The organism is Sulfitobacter sp. SH24 (assembly GCF_965641895.1).
In the GTDB taxonomy this organism is placed as follows: Bacteria; Pseudomonadota; Alphaproteobacteria; order Rhodobacterales; family Rhodobacteraceae; genus Sulfitobacter; species Sulfitobacter dubius.
The window spans coordinates 1,956,978-1,977,166 of sequence record NZ_OZ282575.1 but is presented as its reverse complement, the minus strand read 5'-3'; the positions used below and the strand labels follow the sequence as shown (position 1 = coordinate 1,977,166).

General features: G+C 61.4%; 20 protein-coding genes. 10 read left to right on the top strand and 10 right to left on the bottom strand.

The genetic code is table 11. From position 1 onward, the window contains the following. Positions 1 to 7: 7 nt before the first annotated feature. Entirely contained in the window at positions 8 to 1,504 is a 1,497-nt protein-coding gene (locus ACSQ16_RS12315; RefSeq protein ID WP_243262989.1) for a catalase, read from the bottom strand. A 95-nt stretch (positions 1,505 to 1,599) separates the two neighbouring features. On the opposite strand from ACSQ16_RS12315, the gene ACSQ16_RS12310 reads away from it, so the two are divergent. Beyond that, on the top strand, positions 1,600 to 2,517 hold the full coding sequence (locus ACSQ16_RS12310) for a hydrogen peroxide-inducible genes activator (protein WP_243262990.1): 918 nt from the start codon (positions 1,600 to 1,602) through the stop codon (positions 2,515 to 2,517). A gap of 60 nt (positions 2,518 to 2,577) precedes the next feature. Here the strand turns inward: ACSQ16_RS12310 and ACSQ16_RS12305 are convergent, their stop codons facing one another. Then, entirely contained in the window at positions 2,578 to 3,126 is a 549-nt protein-coding gene (locus tag ACSQ16_RS12305) for a peroxiredoxin (RefSeq protein WP_243262991.1), read from the bottom strand. Between the two features lie 242 nt (positions 3,127 to 3,368). Between ACSQ16_RS12305 and lipA the strand changes: the two genes are divergently transcribed. Continuing rightward, positions 3,369 to 4,322, top strand: coding sequence for a lipoyl synthase (gene lipA / locus ACSQ16_RS12300; protein WP_243262992.1), 954 nt, complete (start codon positions 3,369 to 3,371; stop codon positions 4,320 to 4,322). Between the two features lie 21 nt (positions 4,323 to 4,343). On the opposite strand, the gene ACSQ16_RS12295 is transcribed toward lipA, so the two are convergent. From ACSQ16_RS12295 to hpt, 4 genes are all read right to left on the bottom strand, one after another. Next, complete coding sequence (locus ACSQ16_RS12295) at positions 4,344 to 5,231, bottom strand: c-type cytochrome (RefSeq protein ID WP_243262993.1); 888 nt, start codon at positions 5,229 to 5,231, stop codon at positions 4,344 to 4,346. A 3-nt stretch (positions 5,232 to 5,234) separates the two neighbouring features. After that, on the bottom strand, positions 5,235 to 5,714 hold the full coding sequence (locus ACSQ16_RS12290) for a c-type cytochrome (protein WP_243262994.1): 480 nt from the start codon (positions 5,712 to 5,714) through the stop codon (positions 5,235 to 5,237). Between the two features lie 93 nt (positions 5,715 to 5,807). Further along, complete coding sequence (locus tag ACSQ16_RS12285; protein WP_167360183.1) at positions 5,808 to 5,984, bottom strand: hypothetical protein; 177 nt, start codon at positions 5,982 to 5,984, stop codon at positions 5,808 to 5,810. Beyond that, positions 5,981 to 6,517: a hypoxanthine phosphoribosyltransferase gene (hpt, locus tag ACSQ16_RS12280; RefSeq protein ID WP_093926363.1), complete on the bottom strand. Its 537-nt coding sequence runs from the start codon at positions 6,515 to 6,517 to the stop codon at positions 5,981 to 5,983. Before hpt ends, ACSQ16_RS12285 begins: the two co-directional genes overlap by 4 nt. Before the next feature lie 68 nt (positions 6,518 to 6,585). Here hpt and ACSQ16_RS12275 point away from each other — a divergent pair, with 68 nt between their 5' ends. Further along, complete coding sequence (locus tag ACSQ16_RS12275) at positions 6,586 to 7,038, top strand: type II toxin-antitoxin system RatA family toxin (protein WP_243262995.1); 453 nt, start codon at positions 6,586 to 6,588, stop codon at positions 7,036 to 7,038. On the opposite strand, the gene ACSQ16_RS12270 is transcribed toward ACSQ16_RS12275, so the two are convergent. From ACSQ16_RS12270 to ACSQ16_RS12260, 3 genes are read right to left on the bottom strand one after another with little or no spacing between them, the layout of a single operon-like run. Next, positions 7,035 to 7,508: a CinA family protein gene (locus ACSQ16_RS12270; protein ID WP_243262996.1), complete on the bottom strand. Its 474-nt coding sequence runs from the start codon at positions 7,506 to 7,508 to the stop codon at positions 7,035 to 7,037. The two genes, ACSQ16_RS12275 and ACSQ16_RS12270, sit on opposite strands and share 4 nt — an antisense overlap. After that, complete coding sequence (locus ACSQ16_RS12265) at positions 7,509 to 8,000, bottom strand: phosphatidylglycerophosphatase A family protein (protein WP_243262997.1); 492 nt, start codon at positions 7,998 to 8,000, stop codon at positions 7,509 to 7,511. Then, the gene (locus ACSQ16_RS12260) at positions 7,997 to 9,127 is read right to left on the bottom strand and encodes a bifunctional 2-C-methyl-D-erythritol 4-phosphate cytidylyltransferase/2-C-methyl-D-erythritol 2,4-cyclodiphosphate synthase (RefSeq protein ID WP_243262998.1); all 1,131 of its coding nucleotides are present in this window, start codon (positions 9,125 to 9,127) and stop codon (positions 7,997 to 7,999) included. Before ACSQ16_RS12260 ends, ACSQ16_RS12265 begins: the two co-directional genes overlap by 4 nt. A 232-nt stretch (positions 9,128 to 9,359) precedes the next feature. Between ACSQ16_RS12260 and dusB the strand changes: the two genes are divergently transcribed. From dusB to ntrX, 5 genes are all read left to right on the top strand, one after another. Then, positions 9,360 to 10,304, top strand: a complete 945-nt coding sequence (dusB, locus tag ACSQ16_RS12255; RefSeq protein ID WP_243263153.1) for a tRNA dihydrouridine synthase DusB — start codon at positions 9,360 to 9,362, stop codon at positions 10,302 to 10,304. Next, positions 10,301 to 11,386: a two-component system sensor histidine kinase NtrB gene (locus ACSQ16_RS12250; protein WP_243262999.1), complete on the top strand. Its 1,086-nt coding sequence runs from the start codon at positions 10,301 to 10,303 to the stop codon at positions 11,384 to 11,386. Before dusB ends, ACSQ16_RS12250 begins: the two co-directional genes overlap by 4 nt. Before the next feature lies 1 nt (position 11,387). Then, positions 11,388 to 12,767, top strand: a complete 1,380-nt coding sequence (locus ACSQ16_RS12245; RefSeq protein ID WP_243263000.1) for a response regulator — start codon at positions 11,388 to 11,390, stop codon at positions 12,765 to 12,767. 94 nt (positions 12,768 to 12,861) lie between these two features. After that, positions 12,862 to 15,117: a sensor histidine kinase NtrY-like gene (locus ACSQ16_RS12240; RefSeq protein WP_243263001.1), complete on the top strand. Its 2,256-nt coding sequence runs from the start codon at positions 12,862 to 12,864 to the stop codon at positions 15,115 to 15,117. Next, a complete protein-coding gene (gene ntrX, locus ACSQ16_RS12235; RefSeq protein ID WP_243263002.1) occupies positions 15,110 to 16,522 on the top strand; it encodes a nitrogen assimilation response regulator NtrX in 1,413 nt (470 codons plus the stop codon). Before ACSQ16_RS12240 ends, ntrX begins: the two co-directional genes overlap by 8 nt. A gap of 45 nt (positions 16,523 to 16,567) precedes the next feature. Here ntrX and ACSQ16_RS12230 read toward each other — a convergent pair whose 3' ends face one another. Beyond that, complete coding sequence (locus ACSQ16_RS12230; RefSeq protein WP_243263003.1) at positions 16,568 to 17,062, bottom strand: hypothetical protein; 495 nt, start codon at positions 17,060 to 17,062, stop codon at positions 16,568 to 16,570. Between the two features lie 126 nt (positions 17,063 to 17,188). Between ACSQ16_RS12230 and trkA the strand changes: the two genes are divergently transcribed. Then, positions 17,189 to 18,565 (top strand): Trk system potassium transporter TrkA, encoded by a 1,377-nt coding sequence (trkA, locus tag ACSQ16_RS12225; protein WP_243263004.1) that lies wholly within the window; start codon positions 17,189 to 17,191, stop codon positions 18,563 to 18,565. Between the two features lie 15 nt (positions 18,566 to 18,580). Next, positions 18,581 to 20,134, top strand: coding sequence for a TrkH family potassium uptake protein (locus ACSQ16_RS12220; RefSeq protein ID WP_243263005.1), 1,554 nt, complete (start codon positions 18,581 to 18,583; stop codon positions 20,132 to 20,134). Positions 20,135 to 20,189 lie beyond the last annotated feature (55 nt).

The window sequence follows — 20,189 nt, the reverse complement described above, 5'->3', positions numbered from 1 at the left end:
AATCGTCTTAGTCAGCGACTTTGGTCGGCGTCTCATCGGTCACCGAAATCGCCACTTCGTCTTTCTCACAAGCGGCACGCACACCGGCGGCATAGTCGGGGTGCACTTTCTCAAGCACCGCATACCAGCGCTCTTTCACCGATTCCGAACAGGGGGCCATGGCACCGGCCATGTTCTCGTGCAGACGGTCACGCTGCGCCTGATCGAACACCTCGGTATAAAGCTTGCGCGGCTGGATGTAATCGGCATCCGCCTCTTCCTGCACATAGCGGTCCGCATCGCCCGAGATACGCAGCGGTGGTTCCTGCACCGATGGATCGGGACGGGCCGAGCCTTCGTATTGGTTCGGCTCGTAATAGGCGTCCGGGTGGCCGGTCTGCTGCGGGAAGAACCGCATCGCGCCGTCCTTGTGGTAGTGATGCATCGGCGCGGCCTTGGGCGCGTTCACGGGCAGGGCCTCGTAATGCGTGCCAAGACGGTAGCGGTGCGCATCCGCATAGGAGAACACCCGCGCCTGCAACATCTTATCCGGTGAGAATCCGATGCCGGGGATTTTGTTCGACGGCGAATAGGCGGCGTTCTCGATGCTCTGGAAGTAGTTGTCGGGGTTGCGGTTGAACTCCAACATGCCGACCGGGATCAGCGGGTAATCCGCGTGCGGCCAGACTTTAGTCAAGTCGAAGGGGTTGAAGCCACAGGTCTCAGCCTCCGCTTCGGGCATGACTTGGATGTTCAGCTCCCATTTCGGGTAATCACCGCCTTCGATCGCGTTGAAGAGGTCTTCTTGGAAGTTCTCGCGGGTCGAGCCGATCAGCTTTTCCGCGTCCTCATTGGAGCGGTTGCGGATTTCCTGCTGGCAGCGGAAGTGGAACTTCACCCAGTGACGCTCACCCTTGGCATTCCACATCGAATAGGTGTGGCTGCCGTAGCCGTGCATATGCATCGGGTTCACCGGGATGCCGCGATCCGACATTAGGATAGTCACCTGGTGCACGCATTCAGGCTGCGCCGCCCAGAAGTCGAACATCGCCTCGGGCGAGCGCAGGTTGGTGCGCGGGTGGCGTTTCTGGGTGCGGATGAAGTCCGGGAATTTATAGGCATCGCGGACAAAGAAGATCGGGGTGTTGTTGCCAACAACGTCCCAGTTGCCTTCTTCGGTGTAGAATTTCACCGAGAATCCGCGCACGTCACGCTCACTATCGGCCGCGCCCAATTCGCCCGCCACGGTGGACCAACGCGACAGGATTTCGCAGGTTTTGCCGACTTCGGAGAAGATCGCGGCGCAGCTATATTGGCTGATGTCATGGGTGACGGTGAAGGTGCCTTCGGCGCCCCAGCCCTTGGCGTGAACGGCACGCTCAGGGATCCGCTCGCGGTTCTGATGAGCCAGTTTCTCGATCAGTTGGTAGTCATCCAGCAGCACAGGGCCACGGCTGCCCGCGGTCTTGCTGGTCTCATTGGTCGGCATCGGTGCGCCGGCGGTGGTCGTGAGACGCTTGCTCATCTTGGGTTCCCCTCGGTTATTGTCTGGGAGGAACATGACCTATGCTGGCCATAATTTCCAATTGCAGTTTTGTAAATTTGCGATAGGAAAAAGTTATGAACTTTACGTTGAAACAACTCGAATACTTCCGTGCGCTGGCGACTTTGGGCAACTTTGGCCGCGCGGCGGAGGCGTGTAACATCTCGCAACCCGCTCTTTCGGTGCAGGTCCGGGGGTTGGAAGAAACGCTTGGCGGGCGGCTTATTGAGCGTCGAAGCCGGGCCTCGGTGTTGACGCCTTTGGGCCGCGAGGTGCTGACACGTGCCGAGGATATCCTGCGCCGCGCCAGATTGCTGGAGGCCACCGCGCGCGAGCAGGTTGGGCTGGCAGGCACGTTGAACCTTGGACTGATCCCCACCGTGGCACCCTACCTGCTGCCCGGTGTGCTGGCCGCCCTGCGCGCGCAGGATATTTCTCTGCGGGTGGAAGTACGCGAGGCGCAGACCGATCAGCTTTTGGCCGATCTGCGTGCAGGTTCGCTGGATGCCGCCGTCATGGCGCTGCCCGTGGGGGAAAGCGGTCTGGCCGAAGTGGCGCTATTTGAGGATCGTTTCCTGCTCGCCGGATCGGCGGAGCGGATGGCCGGAACCATGGTCGCCCACCCGACCGACTTAGCGCGCACGCCGCTGATGCTGCTGGAGGACGGCCACTGCTTAACCGATCAGGCGCTGGAGGTCTGTCAGCGCGACCGGACGCAGGCGGGCATCCATACCGGGGCCTCGTCCCTTGCCACCCTATCAAGGCTGGTCGAGGCGGGGTTTGGCTTGACCCTGATGCCCGAAATCGCTGCCAAGACCGAGCTTGATGCCGCGCCGGGCTTGCGGTTGCATCGTTTCGGCGCGCCGGAGCCTTCACGGCAGATCGGGCTCGTACGTCGGGCGGGCACGCCCGGCGGAGGTTGGGCCGCGCAACTGGCCGAGACACTGACAGAGGTAGGAGAAGGACTGACCGGGCAGCTGCGCGCGAGATACTAGGCGCAGGCGGGTCAGCGGGGGATCGGGCCAAGCGGCCCGATCTGATCACAGAGAAAGGGCTTAGGCCGCTTCGGTCTGTTTCTGGTTTTCGAGGTATTCCAGCAGGTTCTCAGGGCTGGACACGCCGTAGGGGTCATCGCCGTGGTTGTCGCTGATGCCGGGCTCTTCGAACCAAGCTTCGATCTGACCGTCGTTGACGATCGCGGCATAGCGCCAGCTGCGTGCGCCGAAGCCAAGGTTGTCTTTGGCGACCAACATGCCCATGCGGCGGGTAAATTCGCCCGAGCCATCTGGGATCACGTCGATGTTCTGGACGCCCTGCATCTCTTTCCACTTGTTCATGACAAAGCTGTCATTGACCGACAGGCAGTAGATGCCGTCGATGCCATGCTCTTGGAAGGCGGCAAAATTGTTCTCAAAACCGGGCAGCTGGTAGGTGCTGCATGTCGGCGTGAAGGCACCGGGGAGGGAGAACAGGACAACGCGCTTGCCCTTGAAGAAATCATCGCTGGTCTTGTCTTCCCAGCGGAAGGGGTTGGAGCCTTCGATGCTGTCGTCGCGCACGCGCGTTTTGAAGGTGACATTGGGGACATTGATACCGGGTTTCATCGCGTCTCTCTTTCTCGGATTGGATTCTTTGAGGCTTGGTAGCCCATATAGGGTGCCTGATCAACTCTCGCAATGCTGCAGCTGCATTGTAACTTTCCGGTTAGAAAACAACGCGCTAAATCAGAGGAATAGGGTGATGTCGCTGGCGCATGGCTGCTTTGTTCTGAGGGCGCATCCTGTAGGTGGTCATCGGGCCATGGACTATGATAAACAGGGTGCGACACAATGATCAGAGGCCCCCGATGCGCGATCTGAAGATACCCGAACAGCGCCACCCCGAAAAGGCGCGCAAGCCTGACAACGCCCAGCCGAAAAAGCCGAGTTGGATCAGGGTCAAAGCGCCCGGCGGCAAGGGCTATGCCGAGACCGCGCGCATTATGCGCGACAACAAGCTGACCACGGTCTGCGAAGAGGCGGGCTGCCCGAATGTTGGCGAATGCTGGTCTCAGGGTCATGCCACAATGATGATCATGGGCGAGGTTTGTACACGCGCCTGCACCTTCTGCAACATCGCTACGGGTAAGCCTCCAGAGGATCTCGATGTGTTCGAGCCGGGCCGTGTGGCCGATGCGGTTGCCAAACTGGGGTTGAACCACGTTGTCATCACTTCGGTCGACCGCGACGATATCAAAGATGGCGGAGCCGAGCATTTTGCCCAAACCATCCGCGCCGTGCGCCACCGCAGCCCCGATACGACGATCGAAATCCTGACGCCGGATTTCATCCGCTGCGGCCCCGAAGCCCTTGAAAAGGTTGTCGAAGCGCGGCCCGATGTATTTAACCACAACCTTGAAACCGTCCCCGGCCTTTACCCCGAAGTGCGCCCCGGCGCGCGTTACTTCCATTCTCTGCGCCTGCTTCAGCGGGTGAAGGAACTGGACCCGTCGATGTTCACCAAATCGGGCATCATGGTGGGCCTGGGTGAGGATCGGCAATCGGTCATTCAGGTGATGGAAGACATGCGCGCCGCTGACATCGACTTCCTGACCATTGGCCAATACCTGCAGCCGACGCCGAAACACCACGCGCTGGACCGTTTTGTCACGCCGGAGGAGTTTTCTTCCTACGAAAAGGCGGCCTACGGCAAGGGCTTCCTTATGGTCTCGGCCACGCCGCTGACCCGGTCCAGCTATCACGCAGGTGATGATTTCGCGCGTTTGCGTGAGGCGCGGAACCGCAAACTGGGTATTGCCTGATCGAAAAAGAAGTGCCTGGCGTTACCCGCCGGGCAGGGCCTTAAGGTAGGCAGCAATCGCTTCGCGGTCGCTCTCAGGCAGTTGTGCAAGATTGCTGACCACCTCGGCCATTTCTCCGCCCGCGCTGTCATATTCCGGGGTAAAGCCAGAGGTGAAATATTCCACCAGATCGGCCTCCGACCATTCAAGCTTTGCCGGGGTGATTGCGGGGATGCGGCCCTTTCCCGAGGGGTTCGGTGCGCCGGTTAGCCAAGCCTCGCGCTCCAACGCGCCCAGAGCGTTGCGCGGCGTATGACATTCCCCACAATGGGCCAGCCCTTCGACAAGGTAGCGCCCCCGCGCGACCTGTGCATCTGACGCATCTGCCAGCACGAAATCTTCGTCAGAAAACAGCATTTTCCACGCGCCGAGGCCGCGCCGCACATTGAAGGGAAAGCTCACCTCATGCGGCAGGCTCGGCACCTCTGCGGCGGGCAGGGTTTGCATATACGCAAAGAGATTAACCACGTCCTGCGGGGCGAGATGCTGGTAGGCGGTATAGGGAAAGGCGGGGTAGTAATGCTGGCCTTCGGGCGAGACGCCGCGCGTCACGGCGCGGGCGAATTCCGGCAGGGTCCACTCACCGATGCCGTGGGTCGGGTCTGGTGATATGTTGGGCGCGTGAAAGGTGCCGAAATCGCTGGGGAAGGGCAGGCCACCGGCCAAAACCAGCATCTCGTCCCCCTCACTCTCAGGCGCGGCATGACATGACACGCAGCCCCCGGCGGCAAAGACGAGCGCGCCCGCATCGGGTTCAGGCGTCAGCCCCGCGCCGTAGGACGGCTCAAGCGGATCGGGCCGGGTTGCGACCCAGCCGAGGGCCGCGCCAAGAGCGGCACAGCCCAGCAGTACAGGAATTACACGGCGCAAGGATCAGTTCTTTGGGCCGCGGTAATCATCATGACAGGCACCACAGGCTTTGCCCACAGCACCCATGCCGGCCTTTAGCGCGTCCAGATCGGTGCCTGCGGCTTCGATCATATCCGCACTGGCGGTTTCCAGCGCCATGAAGGCGTCGCTGAACCCTTCAGAATCACTCCAGATTTCAGCCTTAGCACGGGATCCTTCGACAGCCCCTTGCTCTGTCCCTTCAAGCCATAGTGTGTCTGGCGCAAACCCTGCAGCGGCATGAAGGTTGGTCGCGGCAGCGGTGGCCATGTCGGCGTTGTATTCCGTCTCGCCCTTGGCCATCCCGCCTAAGATCCCGGTGTGATAGGCGATCAGTTGCATCTGCGCGTGGCGCGCGTTGACGGCGTCGCTGGCGGCTTTTTCACTGTGGCTGGCGGCGAATCCAGCGGTCGCGATCATCGCGGCGCCGATGCCGATGGCGGTAATGCTTTTGGTCAAATGCATGGTCATCTCCTTTTTCTTGTCGCAGCGTAACATGGGCGCGGCTTGCAACAAAAAACAAAAACGTGATCAGCGGGATAACCGGCGCGTCTCGGCTTAGAATCGGCGGGGGATTCGCTCTGCCGTGGCCCAATCGGGCCAATAGCCCAGCCATTCGATCAAGCCGATGGCCAAGGCCACTGCGATGATCGCGAAGACCACGATCACCCGTTTTGTGGACGGTGGATTGCGCGCCCATTGGGACATGCGCATCAGCCACCGTGGGTCCATCACGTAAAGCGAACTTTCCCGATGAAAGGCAGGTTGCGGTTGCGTTGGGCAAAGTCGATGCCGTAGCCCACGACGAATTCGTCCGGGATTTCAAAACCGGTCCAATCCGCTTTCAAATCCACTTCGCGCCGGGTGGGTTTGTCGAGCAGGGCGATGGACTTCAACCGGGCTGGTTCGCGCGAGCGTAGCAGGTTGGTGACATGGTGCAGCGTGTGGCCCGTGTCGACAATATCTTCGACGACCAGCACGTCGCGCCCTTCGATGGCACCGCGCAAGTCTTTGAGAATGCGTACTTCTCGGCTGCTCTCCATGCCGTCACCATAGCTGGAGGCTTCGAGGAAATCGACTTCGATCGGCAGGTCCAACTCGCGCACCAGATCGGCGATGAACACGAAGGAGCCGCGCAACAGGCCGACCACGACCAGTTTGTCAGTGCCGTCAAACTCGTCGTGAATTTCGCGGCAGAGAGTCTCGATCCGGGCCGCGATGGCCTTGGCCGAGATCATTTCATCGATGACGTAAGGCCGTTGTGCCATGGTTTTGCCCTTGAATTTGCGGGGTCGAACAGTGAGATAGGAGGTAACTCGCAACGCAACGGAACGCAATGCCCACCCATTCTGAGACCCGCCAATTGCCCTATAGCGCGCAACAGATGTATGATCTGGTTGCCGATGTGGCCCGCTATCCTGAATTTCTGCCATGGACCGCTGCCGCGCGTATTCGCAGCGACGAAGACCGTGGCGATCACCGGGTAATGGAGGCCGATCTGGTGATCTCTTTCAAAGTGTTTCGGGAGCGCTTCACCAGCCGTGTGGTGCTTTGGCCCGAGGCCAAGAAGATCGACACCGAATATTTGGATGGGCCGTTCAAGTATATGAAATCAAACTGGCATTTTGAGGATAACCTCGAAGGCTGTCAGGTGCATTTCTTTGTCGATTTTGAATTCCGCAACGCGATCCTACAAAAGGTCATCGGCGTGGTTTTCAACGAAGCGATGCAGCGGATCGTACGGGCCTTCGAGAACCGTGCGAAAGAGCTTTACGGCCCCCAAGGTTAAAGCGCCGCGAAGCCTCGCAGCAACAGGCCAAGCGCATGGTCACGGGCCGCCAGACGTACCGCGTCGCGGCCCTTCGCGCCGAACTCAATCGTTTCCGTCTGGACCCCCGCCGACGTTGCAAGGCCGAAACAGACCCGGCCTTCGGGCTTATGCTCTGATCCGCCGGGGCCTGCGATGCCGGTGATCGACACCGCGATCTGCGCCTCAGAACGCTCCAATGCACCCGCCGCCATCTCTTCGGCCACCTGTTCAGACACCGCGCCCCACTGCGCCAGCGTCGCCTCCGACACGCCCAACATCGCCATTTTCGCTGCATTGGTATAGGTGACAAAGCCGCGATCCAGTAGGGCCGAAGACCCCGGCAAATCGGTCAGTGCCGCGGCCAGCATCCCGCCCGTGCAACTCTCTGCACAGGCGACCATCGCACCGGTTTCATGCGCTTTTTCCAACAGTTGCGCGGCAAGGGTCATTTACAGCACCCCGTGATAAAGCGCGGCCAGCGCCATGACGCCAAGTGCTGCGAAAATCCCGGCAAAGATATCGTCTAGCATCACGCCCCATGGCCCGCCCTGACGGTCGGCCCAGCCGATGATCAACGGTTTGGTAATATCAAACAGCCGGAACAGCGCAAAAGCGGCGATCCAGCCGGGCCACATGGCAAGGATTGGGATCTGCATCGACCATGCGGCATAGGACAGCGGCAAGAGCGCGATCCATTGGCCGACCAATTCGTCGATGACCACCTCACCGGGATCATGATCCGGCCCGCCTGCCGTATAGCGCGCGGTTGCCCACCAGCCCAAAGGGATCGACACGAGGATCCCAACCGCAAGCAGCGGAAAGCCCCCCATCACATGCAAAAGCCACGCGTAGGGCAGGGCGATGAGTGACCCCCAAGTGCCCGGGGCGGGGCGGATATGGCCGACGCCGAGAAGCGTCGCGATCAGATGAGCAGGGGTCATGTTTTCACCAATGTTGCTGTGGCCATACAGGCAATGCCTTCGCCGCGTCCGGTAAAGCCGAGGCGCTCGCTCGTGGTCGCTTTGACGGATACGCGGTCGATCTCAATCCCCAGCATCTCGGCCATCGCGGCGCGCATCGGCTCGACATAAGGGCCGATCTTCGGCGTCTCGCAGATCAGCGTGCAATCGACATGGGTCAAGGTGAACCCCATATCGCGGGCGAGCTGTGCCGCATGGCCCAGGAAAATATCGCTGCGCGCGCCTTTCCACTGCGGATCACTCGGCGGGAAATGCTGGCCGATATCGCCGCGCGCCAACGCGCCATAGATCGCGTCGGTCACCGTGTGCAGCGCGACATCGGCGTCGGAATGGCCGACCAGCCCATGGGTATGCGGGATGTCGATGCCACAGAGGGTCACATGATCTCCGGGGCCGAAAGCGTGCACGTCAAATCCGTTGCCGGTGCGAATGTCCATGCGGGTCTCCAATATGCGGGCGGCGCGGGCGAAATCCTCGGGCCGGGTGATTTTCAGGTTATCGGCGCTGCCTTGGGTGATGGCAACGGTCAGGCCAGCGGCGCGGGCGACTTCGACATCATCCGCCGCTTGGCCGTCATAGGCGGCATGGGCCGCGCGGATCGCGACAAGGTCAAAGCCCTGAGGCGTCTGCGCGGCGAAAAGGGCGCTGCGGTCCTGGGTGCCGGTGACGTGGCCTTCGTTGCCCTGCCAAAGCGCATCGGTGACCGGTAGTCCGGGGGCGGCGGCTTGATATTGGTCGAGCGCATCAATCACGCCAGCAATGATCTGGGCCGAAACGCAGGGCCGCGCGGCGTCATGGATCAACACCTTCTCTGCTTGCCGAATGGCCGCAAGCCCGCGTTGGACCGAGGCCGCACGCTCCGCCCCGCCGGTGGTGACGGTAACGCCTTGGGCCGCAAACGCCTCGGCCTGATCCATGTCGTCTTCGTGCAGCACCAGCACGATTTCGGTGATCTGGGGTAGGGCGCGAAAGGCGGCAAGGGTGTGGTCGATCACACGCGCGCCCGCCAGCGCCTGCCATTGTTTCGGCTGCGGACCGCCCGCGCGGCTGCCGCGCCCTGCGGCGACGATCAAAGCTGCGATACTCATGCGGGCAATCTGGAAAACGTGGTGAACATGGCCCTGTCTAGGCAATGCGGCGGCGGGGTGCAATCTGGGGTAGCTGCCTAAAAAATAAGCAGTTGTTTGGCGCATAGCTGCTTTTCAGGCTAGTTTCATTGAGGTCACCCCGTGGCAGAGCTACACAGCAAGGGACCGCACAAGGATTAAGCATGTGATCGCCGACCCCCTGACATTCGACCCTCCGGTATTCCTCGCCCCGATGGCGGGGATCACCGATCTGCCCTATCGCAGCCTTGTGGCGCGATTCGGGGCCGGATTGGTCGTGTCCGAGATGGTCGCCAGCCAAGAATTGCTCAGCCGCCGTCCCGGTACCCGAGAGAAGGCGGAGCTAGGGTTGGACGTCATTGGCACCTCCGTACAGCTCGCGGGGCGCGAGGCCGAACCGATGGCCGAAGCCGCGCGGATGGTCGAGGCGATGGGCGCGCGGATCATTGACATCAATATGGGCTGCCCGGCCAAGAAAGTGACGCAGGGCGCCTCGGGCTCGGCGCTGATGAAAACGCCCGATCACGCGCTGCGGCTGATTGAGGCGGTTGTGGGCGCGGTCAAGGTGCCGGTGACGCTGAAAACCCGGCTGGGCTGGGATGACAATATGCTCAACGCCGCACCGATCGCCAAACGGGCCGAGGACGCGGGCGTGCAGATGATCACCATCCACGGGCGCACCCGCTGTCAGTTCTACAAGGGCCGCGCCGATTGGGCCGCGATACGGGCGGTGAAAGAAACGGTGCGCGTCCCCGTCATCGCCAATGGCGATATCACTGGCAGCGATGAGGCACGCCAAGCCCTGCGGCTGTCGGGCGCGGATGGTGTGATGGTCGGGCGCGGCGCGCAAGGCAGGCCTTGGCTGCTGGCGCAAATCGCGCATGACCTGCACGGACGCGCCAAACCGATGGTCCCCAAAGGGGCCGCAATGGCCCAGATGGTGGCCGAACATTACGACGAGATGCTGCGTTTTTACGGGGTCGAGCTGGGGGCCAAGGTCGCCCGCAAGCATTTGGGCTGGTATATGGACCATTGCGCCACCCCCGCCGATCTGCGCCGCGCCTTGCTGACGGCGCCGGAGGTGAAGACCACCTTTGATCTAATCGCAGAGGCCATGCAGTACAGCGCCGCAGCGGCTCAAACTCCGGTCGCGGCATGAGGGCCGAGATACCTGAGCGGCAGGTTTGGACCTCTTTGCCAGTGCCTGCCTTTATCGTCGGCGCCGACGACCGGGTCGCGGATTTGAACCCCTCTGCCGAAGGGTTCCTCAATGCCTCTGCCCGCGCCACGATTGGCCAATCGATCTGGAAGTTGATCGCGGTGGATCACCCGCTTGAGGCCGCGTTTGCCCGTGCGCGGCTGCAGGGCACACCGCTGTTCGTGAATGACGTGGACGTCGGCGCGATGCAGCGCGCGCCTTTGCAATGCGGCTTGCAGATTGCGCCACTGGTGGGCGGGGCGGGGGAGATGGTTCTGATGATCACTCCGCGCGAATTGGCCGGGCGCATCACCCAAGATCACAGCGTGAAATCCGCCGCCAAATCCGCCATCGGCATGGCCGAGATGCTGGCCCATGAGATCAAGAACCCGTTGGCCGGGATCACCGGCGCGGCACAGCTTTTGTCGATGAACCTGTCCAAAAGTGATCTGGAACTGACCGATCTCATCGTTGCCGAAAGCCGGCGCATTGTGAAACTGCTGGAACAGGTCGAGCAATTTGGCAACCTCATGGCGCCCGAGCGCAAACCGGTGAACCTGCATGATGTGCTGGACCGCGCGCGCCGTTCGGCGATGCTGGGCTTCGGCTCGAAGATGAAGATTATCGAGGACTACGATCCCTCGCTGCCGCCCGCGCTCGGCGACAAGGATCAGCTTTTGCAGGTTTTGCTGAACCTGATCCGCAACGCGGCTGAGGCCGCGGGCGACGCCGGTGGCACGATCCGGTTGCGCAGTTTTTATGAACACGGGTTCCAGTTGCGCCGTGCTGATGGCAATGGCCAGCTCCTGCCCCTGCAGATTGAGGTGATTGACGATGGCCCCGGCCTGCCGGAACATATCCGCGCCGATGTTTTCGACCCATTCGTGTCGGGCCGTGAGAATGGCACCGGACTAGGCCTCGCCTTAGTGAGCAAGATTATCTCAGACCATGGGGGCTGGATTTCCGTCAGTTCCGCCCCCGGTCGAACCGCATTTCGCATCTCGTTGCCGCGTGCAGGCGCCGCAGCCCTTAAGGAGAATTGACATGGATGGCACCATCCTCGTCGCCGATGACGACCGTACGATCCGCACCGTTCTGACCCAAGCGCTGACCCGCGCGGGCTGCAAGGTTCATGCGACCTCAAGCCTGACCACCCTGATGCGATGGGTCAGCGAGGGCAAGGGCGACGCGGTGATCTCTGACGTGGTCATGCCCGATGGCAACGGGTTGGAAATGCTCCCGAAAATCGCGCAGGACCGACCCGGCCTGCCGGTGATCGTGATCTCGGCGCAGAACACAATTATGACGGCGATCAAGGCGGCGGAGGCCGAAGCCTTTGACTATCTGCCCAAACCCTTCGACCTGCCGGACCTGATGAAACGCACCGCACGCGCGTTGGAGCAGCGCACGACGCTCAGCCGCAAAGCCGCCCCCGACGACAGTGCCGAGATCGACGCGGAGCGTGACGATCTGCCGATGATCGGCCGCACCCCGGTGATGCAGGCGCTCTACCGCACCGTGGCGCGGGTGATGAACACCGACCTGCCGGTGCTAATTTGGGGCGAAAGTGGTTCGGGCAAGTCACTCATTGCACGCGCGATCCATGATTTTTCCGACCGACGCAGCCTGCCTTTCGTGACAGTTACCGATGCTGATCTTGCGGACATCGAGGGCCCGGCACGGGTGCTCGCGCGGGTGGGTGGTGGCACCTTGATGATCGACGAGATCGCGGATTTCCCCCAAGATATTCAGGCCCGTTTGGTGCGGATGATGGACGCGCCGGGCGATGACGCGCCGCGCTTTATGGCGACCAGCCAGAGCGATCTGGATGCCGCAATGCAAGACGGCAGGCTGCGGCGCGATCTCTATTATCGCCTGTCGGGGGCGACCCTCGAAGTGCCCGCCCTGCGCGACCGTGTCGAAGATATCCCGCTGTTGGCCGATCATTTCTTGGCCCGTGCCAATCCCGGCCCAGCGTCACCGCGCAAACTCTCTGATAAAGCGTCGCAAATTCTGCTTAAATTCCCATGGCCCGGAAATGTCCGCCAGTTGGAGCATGCGATGCGCCAGTTGGCGCTGGCCAGTCAGGCGGCAGAAATCACAGCGAGTGAGGCCGAACTCTTGCTTGGGGCGCAGACCGGCCCGGCGCCGATGCAGACTGAGGCCGATACCGAACGTCTGGGCGCGTCGGTCGAGCGGCATTTGCAACGCTACTTTGATCTGCACGGCTCTATGTTGCCGCCTCCGGGGCTGTACGCGCGGATATTGCGTGAAGTTGAGCTGCCGATGATTGAAATCGCACTGGCTGCAACCGCAGGTAACCAAGCAAAATGTGCCGCTTTGTTGGGGATAAACAGAAATACTTTGCGCAAGAAGATCACAGACCTCGATATTGAGGTGACACGGGGCCGCAAGATGATGTAAAAGAGCCACATAACAGTGGCCATCGGGTACTACCCCGGTCAGGACCACATAATATGGCGGTTGATGCAGCGATGCATCACAACATCGGTGAGGTATGGGGGTGGCAACCCGGTCACGCAGGTTCAAGCTCGAGCGGTTGGGGCGTCTCAGGCGGGTCAAACGGCTGCGCAATTGGTCCACCTTTGGACTGGTGGTGCTGGGGCCGGTCTTGGCGCTTGCGACCTATCTGGCGCTCGGGCCCTTGGGGCAGGGGGCGGATACGCTCAACCTGCGGCTTATCCTGCTGTCCGATCTTGTCTATGTGCTGCTGGTGGCGGCGCTGGTCCTAATTCAGGTCGGGCGGCTGATTTCAGCGCGCCGCGCCAAATCGGCGGGCTCCCGGCTGCACCTGCGATTGACGGGTGTCTTTGCGCTGATGGCGTTGATCCCCACGGTGACAGTGGCGATTTTTGCCGGGCTGACAGTGAATGTGGGCCTCGAAGGCTGGTTCTCTGACCGGGTCAGCGGCGTGGTCGGCTCGTCGCTCGCGGCGGCAGAGGCCTATGAGGCCGAGCAGCGCGAAGGCCTGATCTTAGATGCGCAAACCCTTGCCCGCAGCATCGATAGCGCTCGTGCGCAGGGCATTAACCTCAGCGACAGTGAGCTTTTGGGCGAGGGCCAGCGGCAAATCCAGCGCGGCTTGCGCGAAGCCTTCCTGATCGACAGTACCGCGCAAATCCGCGCCCGCGGTGATCGGTCCTATCTGTTTGATTTCGAGGCCCCCACCGAGGCGCAGCTTGAAGCCGCCAGCGAAGAAGGCCTTCTGGTCATCGAAGATTGGCCGAACAACGAATTTCGCGCACTGGTGCCGATGGACGCCTATGTGGATCGCTTCCTCTATGTCTCCCGCGCCGTGGATGGTGAGATTCTGGCCCTGCTGGATGAAACCAAAGAGACGGTGCGTCTGTATCAACAACTTGAATCCGAGCGCGGGCGACTGCTGTTTGAATTCGCGCTTGTTTATTTGGGCTTTGCGGTAATTCTTATTCTGGCTGCTGTCTGGCTGGGCTTGTGGTTTGCCGAACGGCTCTCTGGCCCGGTCGGTCGGTTGACTGGGGCCGCGCAGCAGGTGGGCGCGGGGGACCTGAACGTGCAGGTCCGCGAAGAAGAGGGCGACGATGAAATCGCTATGCTGGGCCGCTACTTCAACCAAATGACGCGGCAGTTGAAAGGCCAACGCGAGACGTTGCTGGAAAATACCGACCAGATCGAGCGCCGCCGCCGCCTGTTCGATTCCGTGCTGAGCTCGGTGACCTCTGGCGTGGTGGGGCTGGACCCGGAGGGGCGCGTCACCTTCGTGAACCGCTCTGCCATGCGGCTGCTGGATTGGTCGGAAGATCAGCAAAGCCTGCCTCTGACCCTTGCCGTGCCGGAATTCGGACCGCTGTTTGAGACGGTGAAGGCTGCGTCGGATGAGGTGGCGCAGGCCGAGGTTAAGGTCTCGCGCCAAGGGGCGATGGAGAACCTTTTGGTCCGCATGGCGACCCGCCGGTCCAAGGATGGCGATCTTGAGGGCTATGTGGTGGCCTTTGACGATGTGACCGATCTGGTCAGCGCGCAGCGCATGGCCGCATGGGGCGACGTGGCGCGGCGCATCGCCCATGAGATCAAGAATCCGCTGACGCCCATCCAGTTGAGCGCCGAACGCATTCGCCGGAAGTTCGGCCCCAAGATGGCCGAGGGAGATGACGACGCGCTGGAGCAGATGACCGGCGTGATCATCCGGCAAACCGGCGACCTGCGGCGCATCGTCGACGAATTCTCGAAATTCGCGCGGATGCCAGAGCCGGAAACCAGCCGTCAGGACATCCGGCAATTGCTGCGCGATGCCGTGCTTCTCCAGCAGAGCAGACAGGAAGACGTGGCAATCAAACTTGACCTGCCAGCGCAGCCGATCATGGCCAATATTGACGGGACGATGATCTCGCAGGCGCTGACCAACCTGATCAAGAACGCGGGCGAAGCCATTGAAAGCCTGAAGAAAGACGGCGCGCCCGAGGGGCATGAGCCGCAAATTCGCGTGGTCCTGACGCCCGAAAATCGGCTCTTGCGGCTGACCATTGCCGACAATGGCATCGGCCTGCCCGAAGACCGCGCGCGGCTGTTCGAGCCCTATGTGACCACGCGCAGCGAAGGCACCGGGCTGGGCCTGCCGATCGTCAAAAAGATTATCGAGGAACATGGCGGCAGCCTGACGCTCGAAACCGCGCCCGCATTTGACGGGCAAGACCATCACGGGGCCATGGCGGTTATTACGCTGCCGCTGGCCATCGACACAACGACAGACCAAGGGGACAAGGCAGATGAGTGACATCCTAATTGTAGATGACGAACGCGACATCCGTGAGTTGATCTCGGATATCCTTCAGGACGAAGGCTTTGCCACGCGATTGGCCAGCAACTCAGACGAGACGATGGCAGAAATCAACACCGAGGCACCGGCGCTGATCATCCTCGACATCTGGCTCAAAGACAGCCGGATGGATGGGATCGACATTCTCAAGACCGTTAAGCGCGATAACCCGGATGTGCCGGTGGTGATTATCTCAGGCCACGGCAATATCGAAATTGCCGTCGCGGCAATCAAGCAAGGGGCCTATGATTTTATCGAGAAGCCCTTCAACATTGACCAATTGTTGGTGGTGATCCGCCGCGCGATGGAAACCTCGCGCCTGCGCCGGGAGAACCAGAACCTCAAGCGCCGCGATGTTGCCACGTCTGAGATGATCGGCACCTCCGCGCCCTATCGTGCACTGTTGAGCCAACTCGACAAGGTGACCAAATCCAATGGCCGTGTGATGTTGACTGGCCCCGCCGGATCGGGCAAGGAAGTGGCCGCGCGCTATATCCATGCCCATTCCGCCCGTGCCTCTGCGCCCTTTATCACCGTCAACTGCGCCGGGGTGGCCCCGGACCGGATGGAAGAGGTGCTTTTTGGCCGCGAGACGCCGGACCGCGGGGTTGAGCCGGGGTTGCTGGAGCAAGCCCACGGCGGGGTGATCTACTTTGATGAGGTCGCGGACATGCCGCTTGGCACCCAGTCCAAGATCCTGCGGGTGCTGGTGGATCAGCAGTTTACCCGCGTCGGCGGGACCGACAAGGTGCGGGTTGATCTGCGGGTGATTTCGTCGACCAATCGCGATCTTGATCAAGCGATCATGGCCGATACATTCCGCCAAGAGCTTTACCACCGCCTTAACGTCGTGCCGATTGCCGTGCCCTCGCTCGAAGAACGGCGAGAGGACATTCCGCTTTTGGCCGAGCATTTCATCGCCGAATTCAAAGCCTCGCAAGGTCTGCCCGAGCGCGCGTTGACAGACGACGCCGTGGCCTTGATGCAGACGATGGTCTGGCCCGGCAATGTGCGGCAACTCAAAAACCTTGTCGAGCGGGTTCTGATCCTTGGCGATGGCACCGGCCCGATTGAGGCCCGCGAGTTGCCCGGCGAGGAAGAAGCAGGCGGCGATGATGGGCGTGTGGTGCTTTCGGGCGCATTGGCAACGCTGCCGCTGCGCGAAGCGCGCGAGGCCTTTGAGCGGGAATACCTGCTGACTCAGATCAACCGTTTTGGCGGCAACATCAGCCGCACCGCGAATTTCGTCGGCATGGAACGCAGCGCCCTGCACCGCAAGTTGAAATCGCTTGGTGTCGTGACCTCGGCCAAGGCAGGTGTGCGCATCGCGCATGTGGACGAAGAAGTGGAGGCGACGGGCTAAGCCGCAAGGCTCAGGCGCGAGGGGCCGCACCCCTCGCGATCCCAGTTAGCCGCGCGTAACGATCTGGAAAGACCCGTTCTTGTTGCGGATCACGCAGGAATTGGAGTTCAGGGCCGGCAGGGTCGTGGTCGCGCGCGGGGGGGCGGCGCGGGCGACGTTGTTTGGGCAAGCGGGGATCGATACAGGGGCAAAGCCCTGATCGGCCATACATTGCCCCTCGACCCGATTGCGCAGATCCTCATTAGGATCAAATGTCACCAGTTCACCCGGCACGTAAAAGCCCCCAGTGTACCTACATTTATTGTCGGCATTACAGTGGCGTCGCTCGGGCACATAGCGCGGCGGGGCGCGGCGGACTTGGGTGGAGATCGGCACATCACGCAGCGCCTGCACTTCGCAGGCGGTGGTCGCGCGGTTCACCTGCGCGACACTCGCGCCCGGTTTGTAATAGGTATTCAGCGGCGCGCAGGCAGCAGCCCCCAAGGCGATAAGCGTTAGGGCAAAGGCGGCGCGAGAGGGGCGAAGCGATATCGGTTTCATAGCGCCATCATGCCGCTGTTGCGGGGGAATGACAATTGATTTGACCCTTGCCAACCCATCTGTCATGCCCTCTAACCGACCCAAGACAACCCTCACACGATCTTTGCTCAGGGTAAGGAAGCCTTCATGAAAATCATCATTTGCGGCGCAGGGCAGGTGGGTTGGCAGATTGCCCGTCACCTCAGCGGAGAGCGCAACGATGTGACCGTGGTCGACAGCAATGCCGAATTGATCCGCCGCGCCACCGACACGTTGGATGTGCAGGGCATCGCCGGATTCGCCAGCTACCCTGATGTGCTGGACCGTGCAGGCGCGCGGGACGCCGAGATGATCATCGCCGCGACCCACTCGGACGAGGTCAATATGGTGACCTGTCAGGTGGCGCATTCGGTCTTTGGCATCAACCGCAAGATCGCCCGACTGCGCAGCCAGTCCTATCTCGACGCGATTTATTCTGACCTCTACCGCCGCGATCACATGCCGATCGACGTGGTGATTTCCCCTGAGAAAGAAGTTGCCACAGCAGCGCTCCAGCGTCTTAGCGCACCTGCGGCTTTCGACACCGAGATTTTCATGGACGGGCAGGCGCAGCTTTTGGGCATTACCATCGACAGCGATTGCCCGGTGGTGAACACGCCGTTGCGGCAGTTGACTGATCTCTTTTCGACCCTGCGCGCCGTGGTCGTGGGGGTGCGCCGCGATGGCACGCTGTTCGCGCCCGAGGCGAAGGATCAGCTTTTCGTCGGCGACGACTGCTATGTCTTTTCGCATCACGACGACATCGCCCGCACGATGGAGATTTTCGGCAAACAGACCACCAAGCAAGAGCGCGTCGTGCTGGTGGGCGGCGGCAATGTAGGGTTGACCGTGGCGCAGCACCTTGAGGCCGGACCGCTGCGCGTGCGCACCAAGATGATCGAGAAAAACCGCAAAAGCGCCGAACGCGCCGCCGAAGGGCTTGAGCGGACGATCGTGTTGAATGGCGACGGGCTTGATGCAGCTCTGTTGGCCGAGGCGGGCATCAGCCGTGCCGATGCGATGCTGGCGGTGACGGATGACGACAAGACCAACATGCTGTCTTGTGTGCGCGCCAAGGCCGAGGGCTGCCCCTATGTGATCGCCCTGATCAATGACCCGACGCTGGTGCCGCTGATGACCCACCTTGGCATCGACGCCTATATCAATCCGCGCGCAACGACCGTGAGTTCGATCCTGCGCCACATCCGGCATGGCCGGGTGCGGGCGGTCTATTCCATCGGCGATGCCGAGGCCGAGGTGATCGAGGCCGAAGTGCTGTCGACCTCGCCCCTCGCGGGCAAGAAAGTCTCGGAAATCGACTTCCCCGAAGGCGTGTTGATCGGCATGCTGCGCAAAGAGGGCAAGGTGATCCGCCCCTTGGGCAACACTAGGATCGACGAGGGCGATGTTGTCGCCCTCTTCGCGCTGGCCGAGGATGTGCCGCGGGTTGAGCAGCTTTTGCAGGTCTCGATCGACTTTTTCTAAGCGCAGGAGCGCCGCGTGACGCAACCGACCAGCATAGGGCCGACCGGCATCCGCCGAGAGATCGTGCAGTTGCCGCTGTTCCTGCAATTGTTCGGCGTTTCTGCTGTATCCATGCTCTTGCCGTCGATCTACGGGCTGGTGGTGAATGATCATCAGGCCAGCCGTGCGTTCCTCTATGCCGGGGTGCTGGGTCTTGTGGCTTTCACCTTGATTGCCATCGCCCATGCAGGGCGCAAGCCTTTGGACGGCGCATTGGGGCCGCTGTTGTCCCTGCTCTCGGCTTTTGTCTTTCTACCGGTGTTTTTCGCGATTCCCTTTCTTGAGGCGCTGCCGACCACGCGTTTTGTGAATGTCTATTTCGAGATGGTCAGCGCCTTGACCACCACCGGGGCCACGATGTTCGAAAACCCCGCCCGGTTGAGCAATACGCTGCATCTGTGGCGTGCGCAGGTCGGCTGGATGGGCGGTTTGCTTATGTGGGTCACGGCGTCGGCAATTCTGGCGCCGCTGCACTTGGGGGGATTTGAAGTGACCGCTCAGGCCGAACCCGGGCGGCCCGACGACCGTATCGGCACCCGGATGGGCAGGATCACCCCGCGCCAACGTTTGCTGCGCACAACACAGGCTTTGCTGCCGATATACACCGGGCTGACACTGCTGCTGTGGCTCCTGCTCGTAATCGGTGGAGAGACGGCAATGGTTGCCCTTTGTCATGCGATGTCGGTCTTGGCGACATCGGGCATTTCCCCCGTTGGCGGGGTGGATAACGCGCAGATTGGGGTTTCTGGCGAAGCGGTGATGATGCTTTTCATGCTGTTCGCGCTTTCACGTCTCACCTTTTCCAAAGACACAATCACGGCGACCCAAGGTGGGCTGATGACCGACCCTGAGTTCCGCATTGGCCTTCTTGTGGTGATTGGCGTGCCTTTGCTGCTTTTCGCCCGCCATTGGATTGGTGCGTTCGAGGTTGAGGTTGAGGTCGATGGCGCCCGCGCGCTTCAGGCGCTTTGGGGTGGGCTGTTTACCGTGCTCTCCTTCCTGACGACCACCGGTTTTGTTTCAGAGCATTGGTCGGATGCGCAGAACTGGTCGGGCCTGCGCACGCCGGGCCTGGTTCTCATGGGGCTTGCCCTGATCGGTGGCGGGGTGGCCACCACGGCGGGCGGGGTGAAACTGCTGCGAGTCTTCGCGCTTTATCAAAACGGGGTGCGCGAGATGGACCGGCTGGTCTATCCCAACTCCGTCAGCGGGGCCGGTGCGGCGGGGCGGCGGCTGCAAAGTAACGGCGCGTTCATCGCGTGGATCTTCTTTATGCTCTTTGCGATGTCGCTGGCCGGGGTCACCTTATTGCTGACCCTAACCGGTACGTCATTCGATGCTGCCGTGGTCATGTCGGTTGCGACACTATCCACCACCGGGCCGCTAATCGAACATGCCGCCGATACACCCATTCGCTTGATTGAGCTGGGATTGGCCGCGAAAATCATTCTCAGCGGTGCAATGGTACTGGGTCGGTTGGAAACCTTGGCGATTATTGCGCTGATGACCCCAAATTTGTGGCGCGCTTGACACGTTTAGCGCTAGAACCGGCCTAGTCCGCTGATATTGGGGCTGGAAACTCACG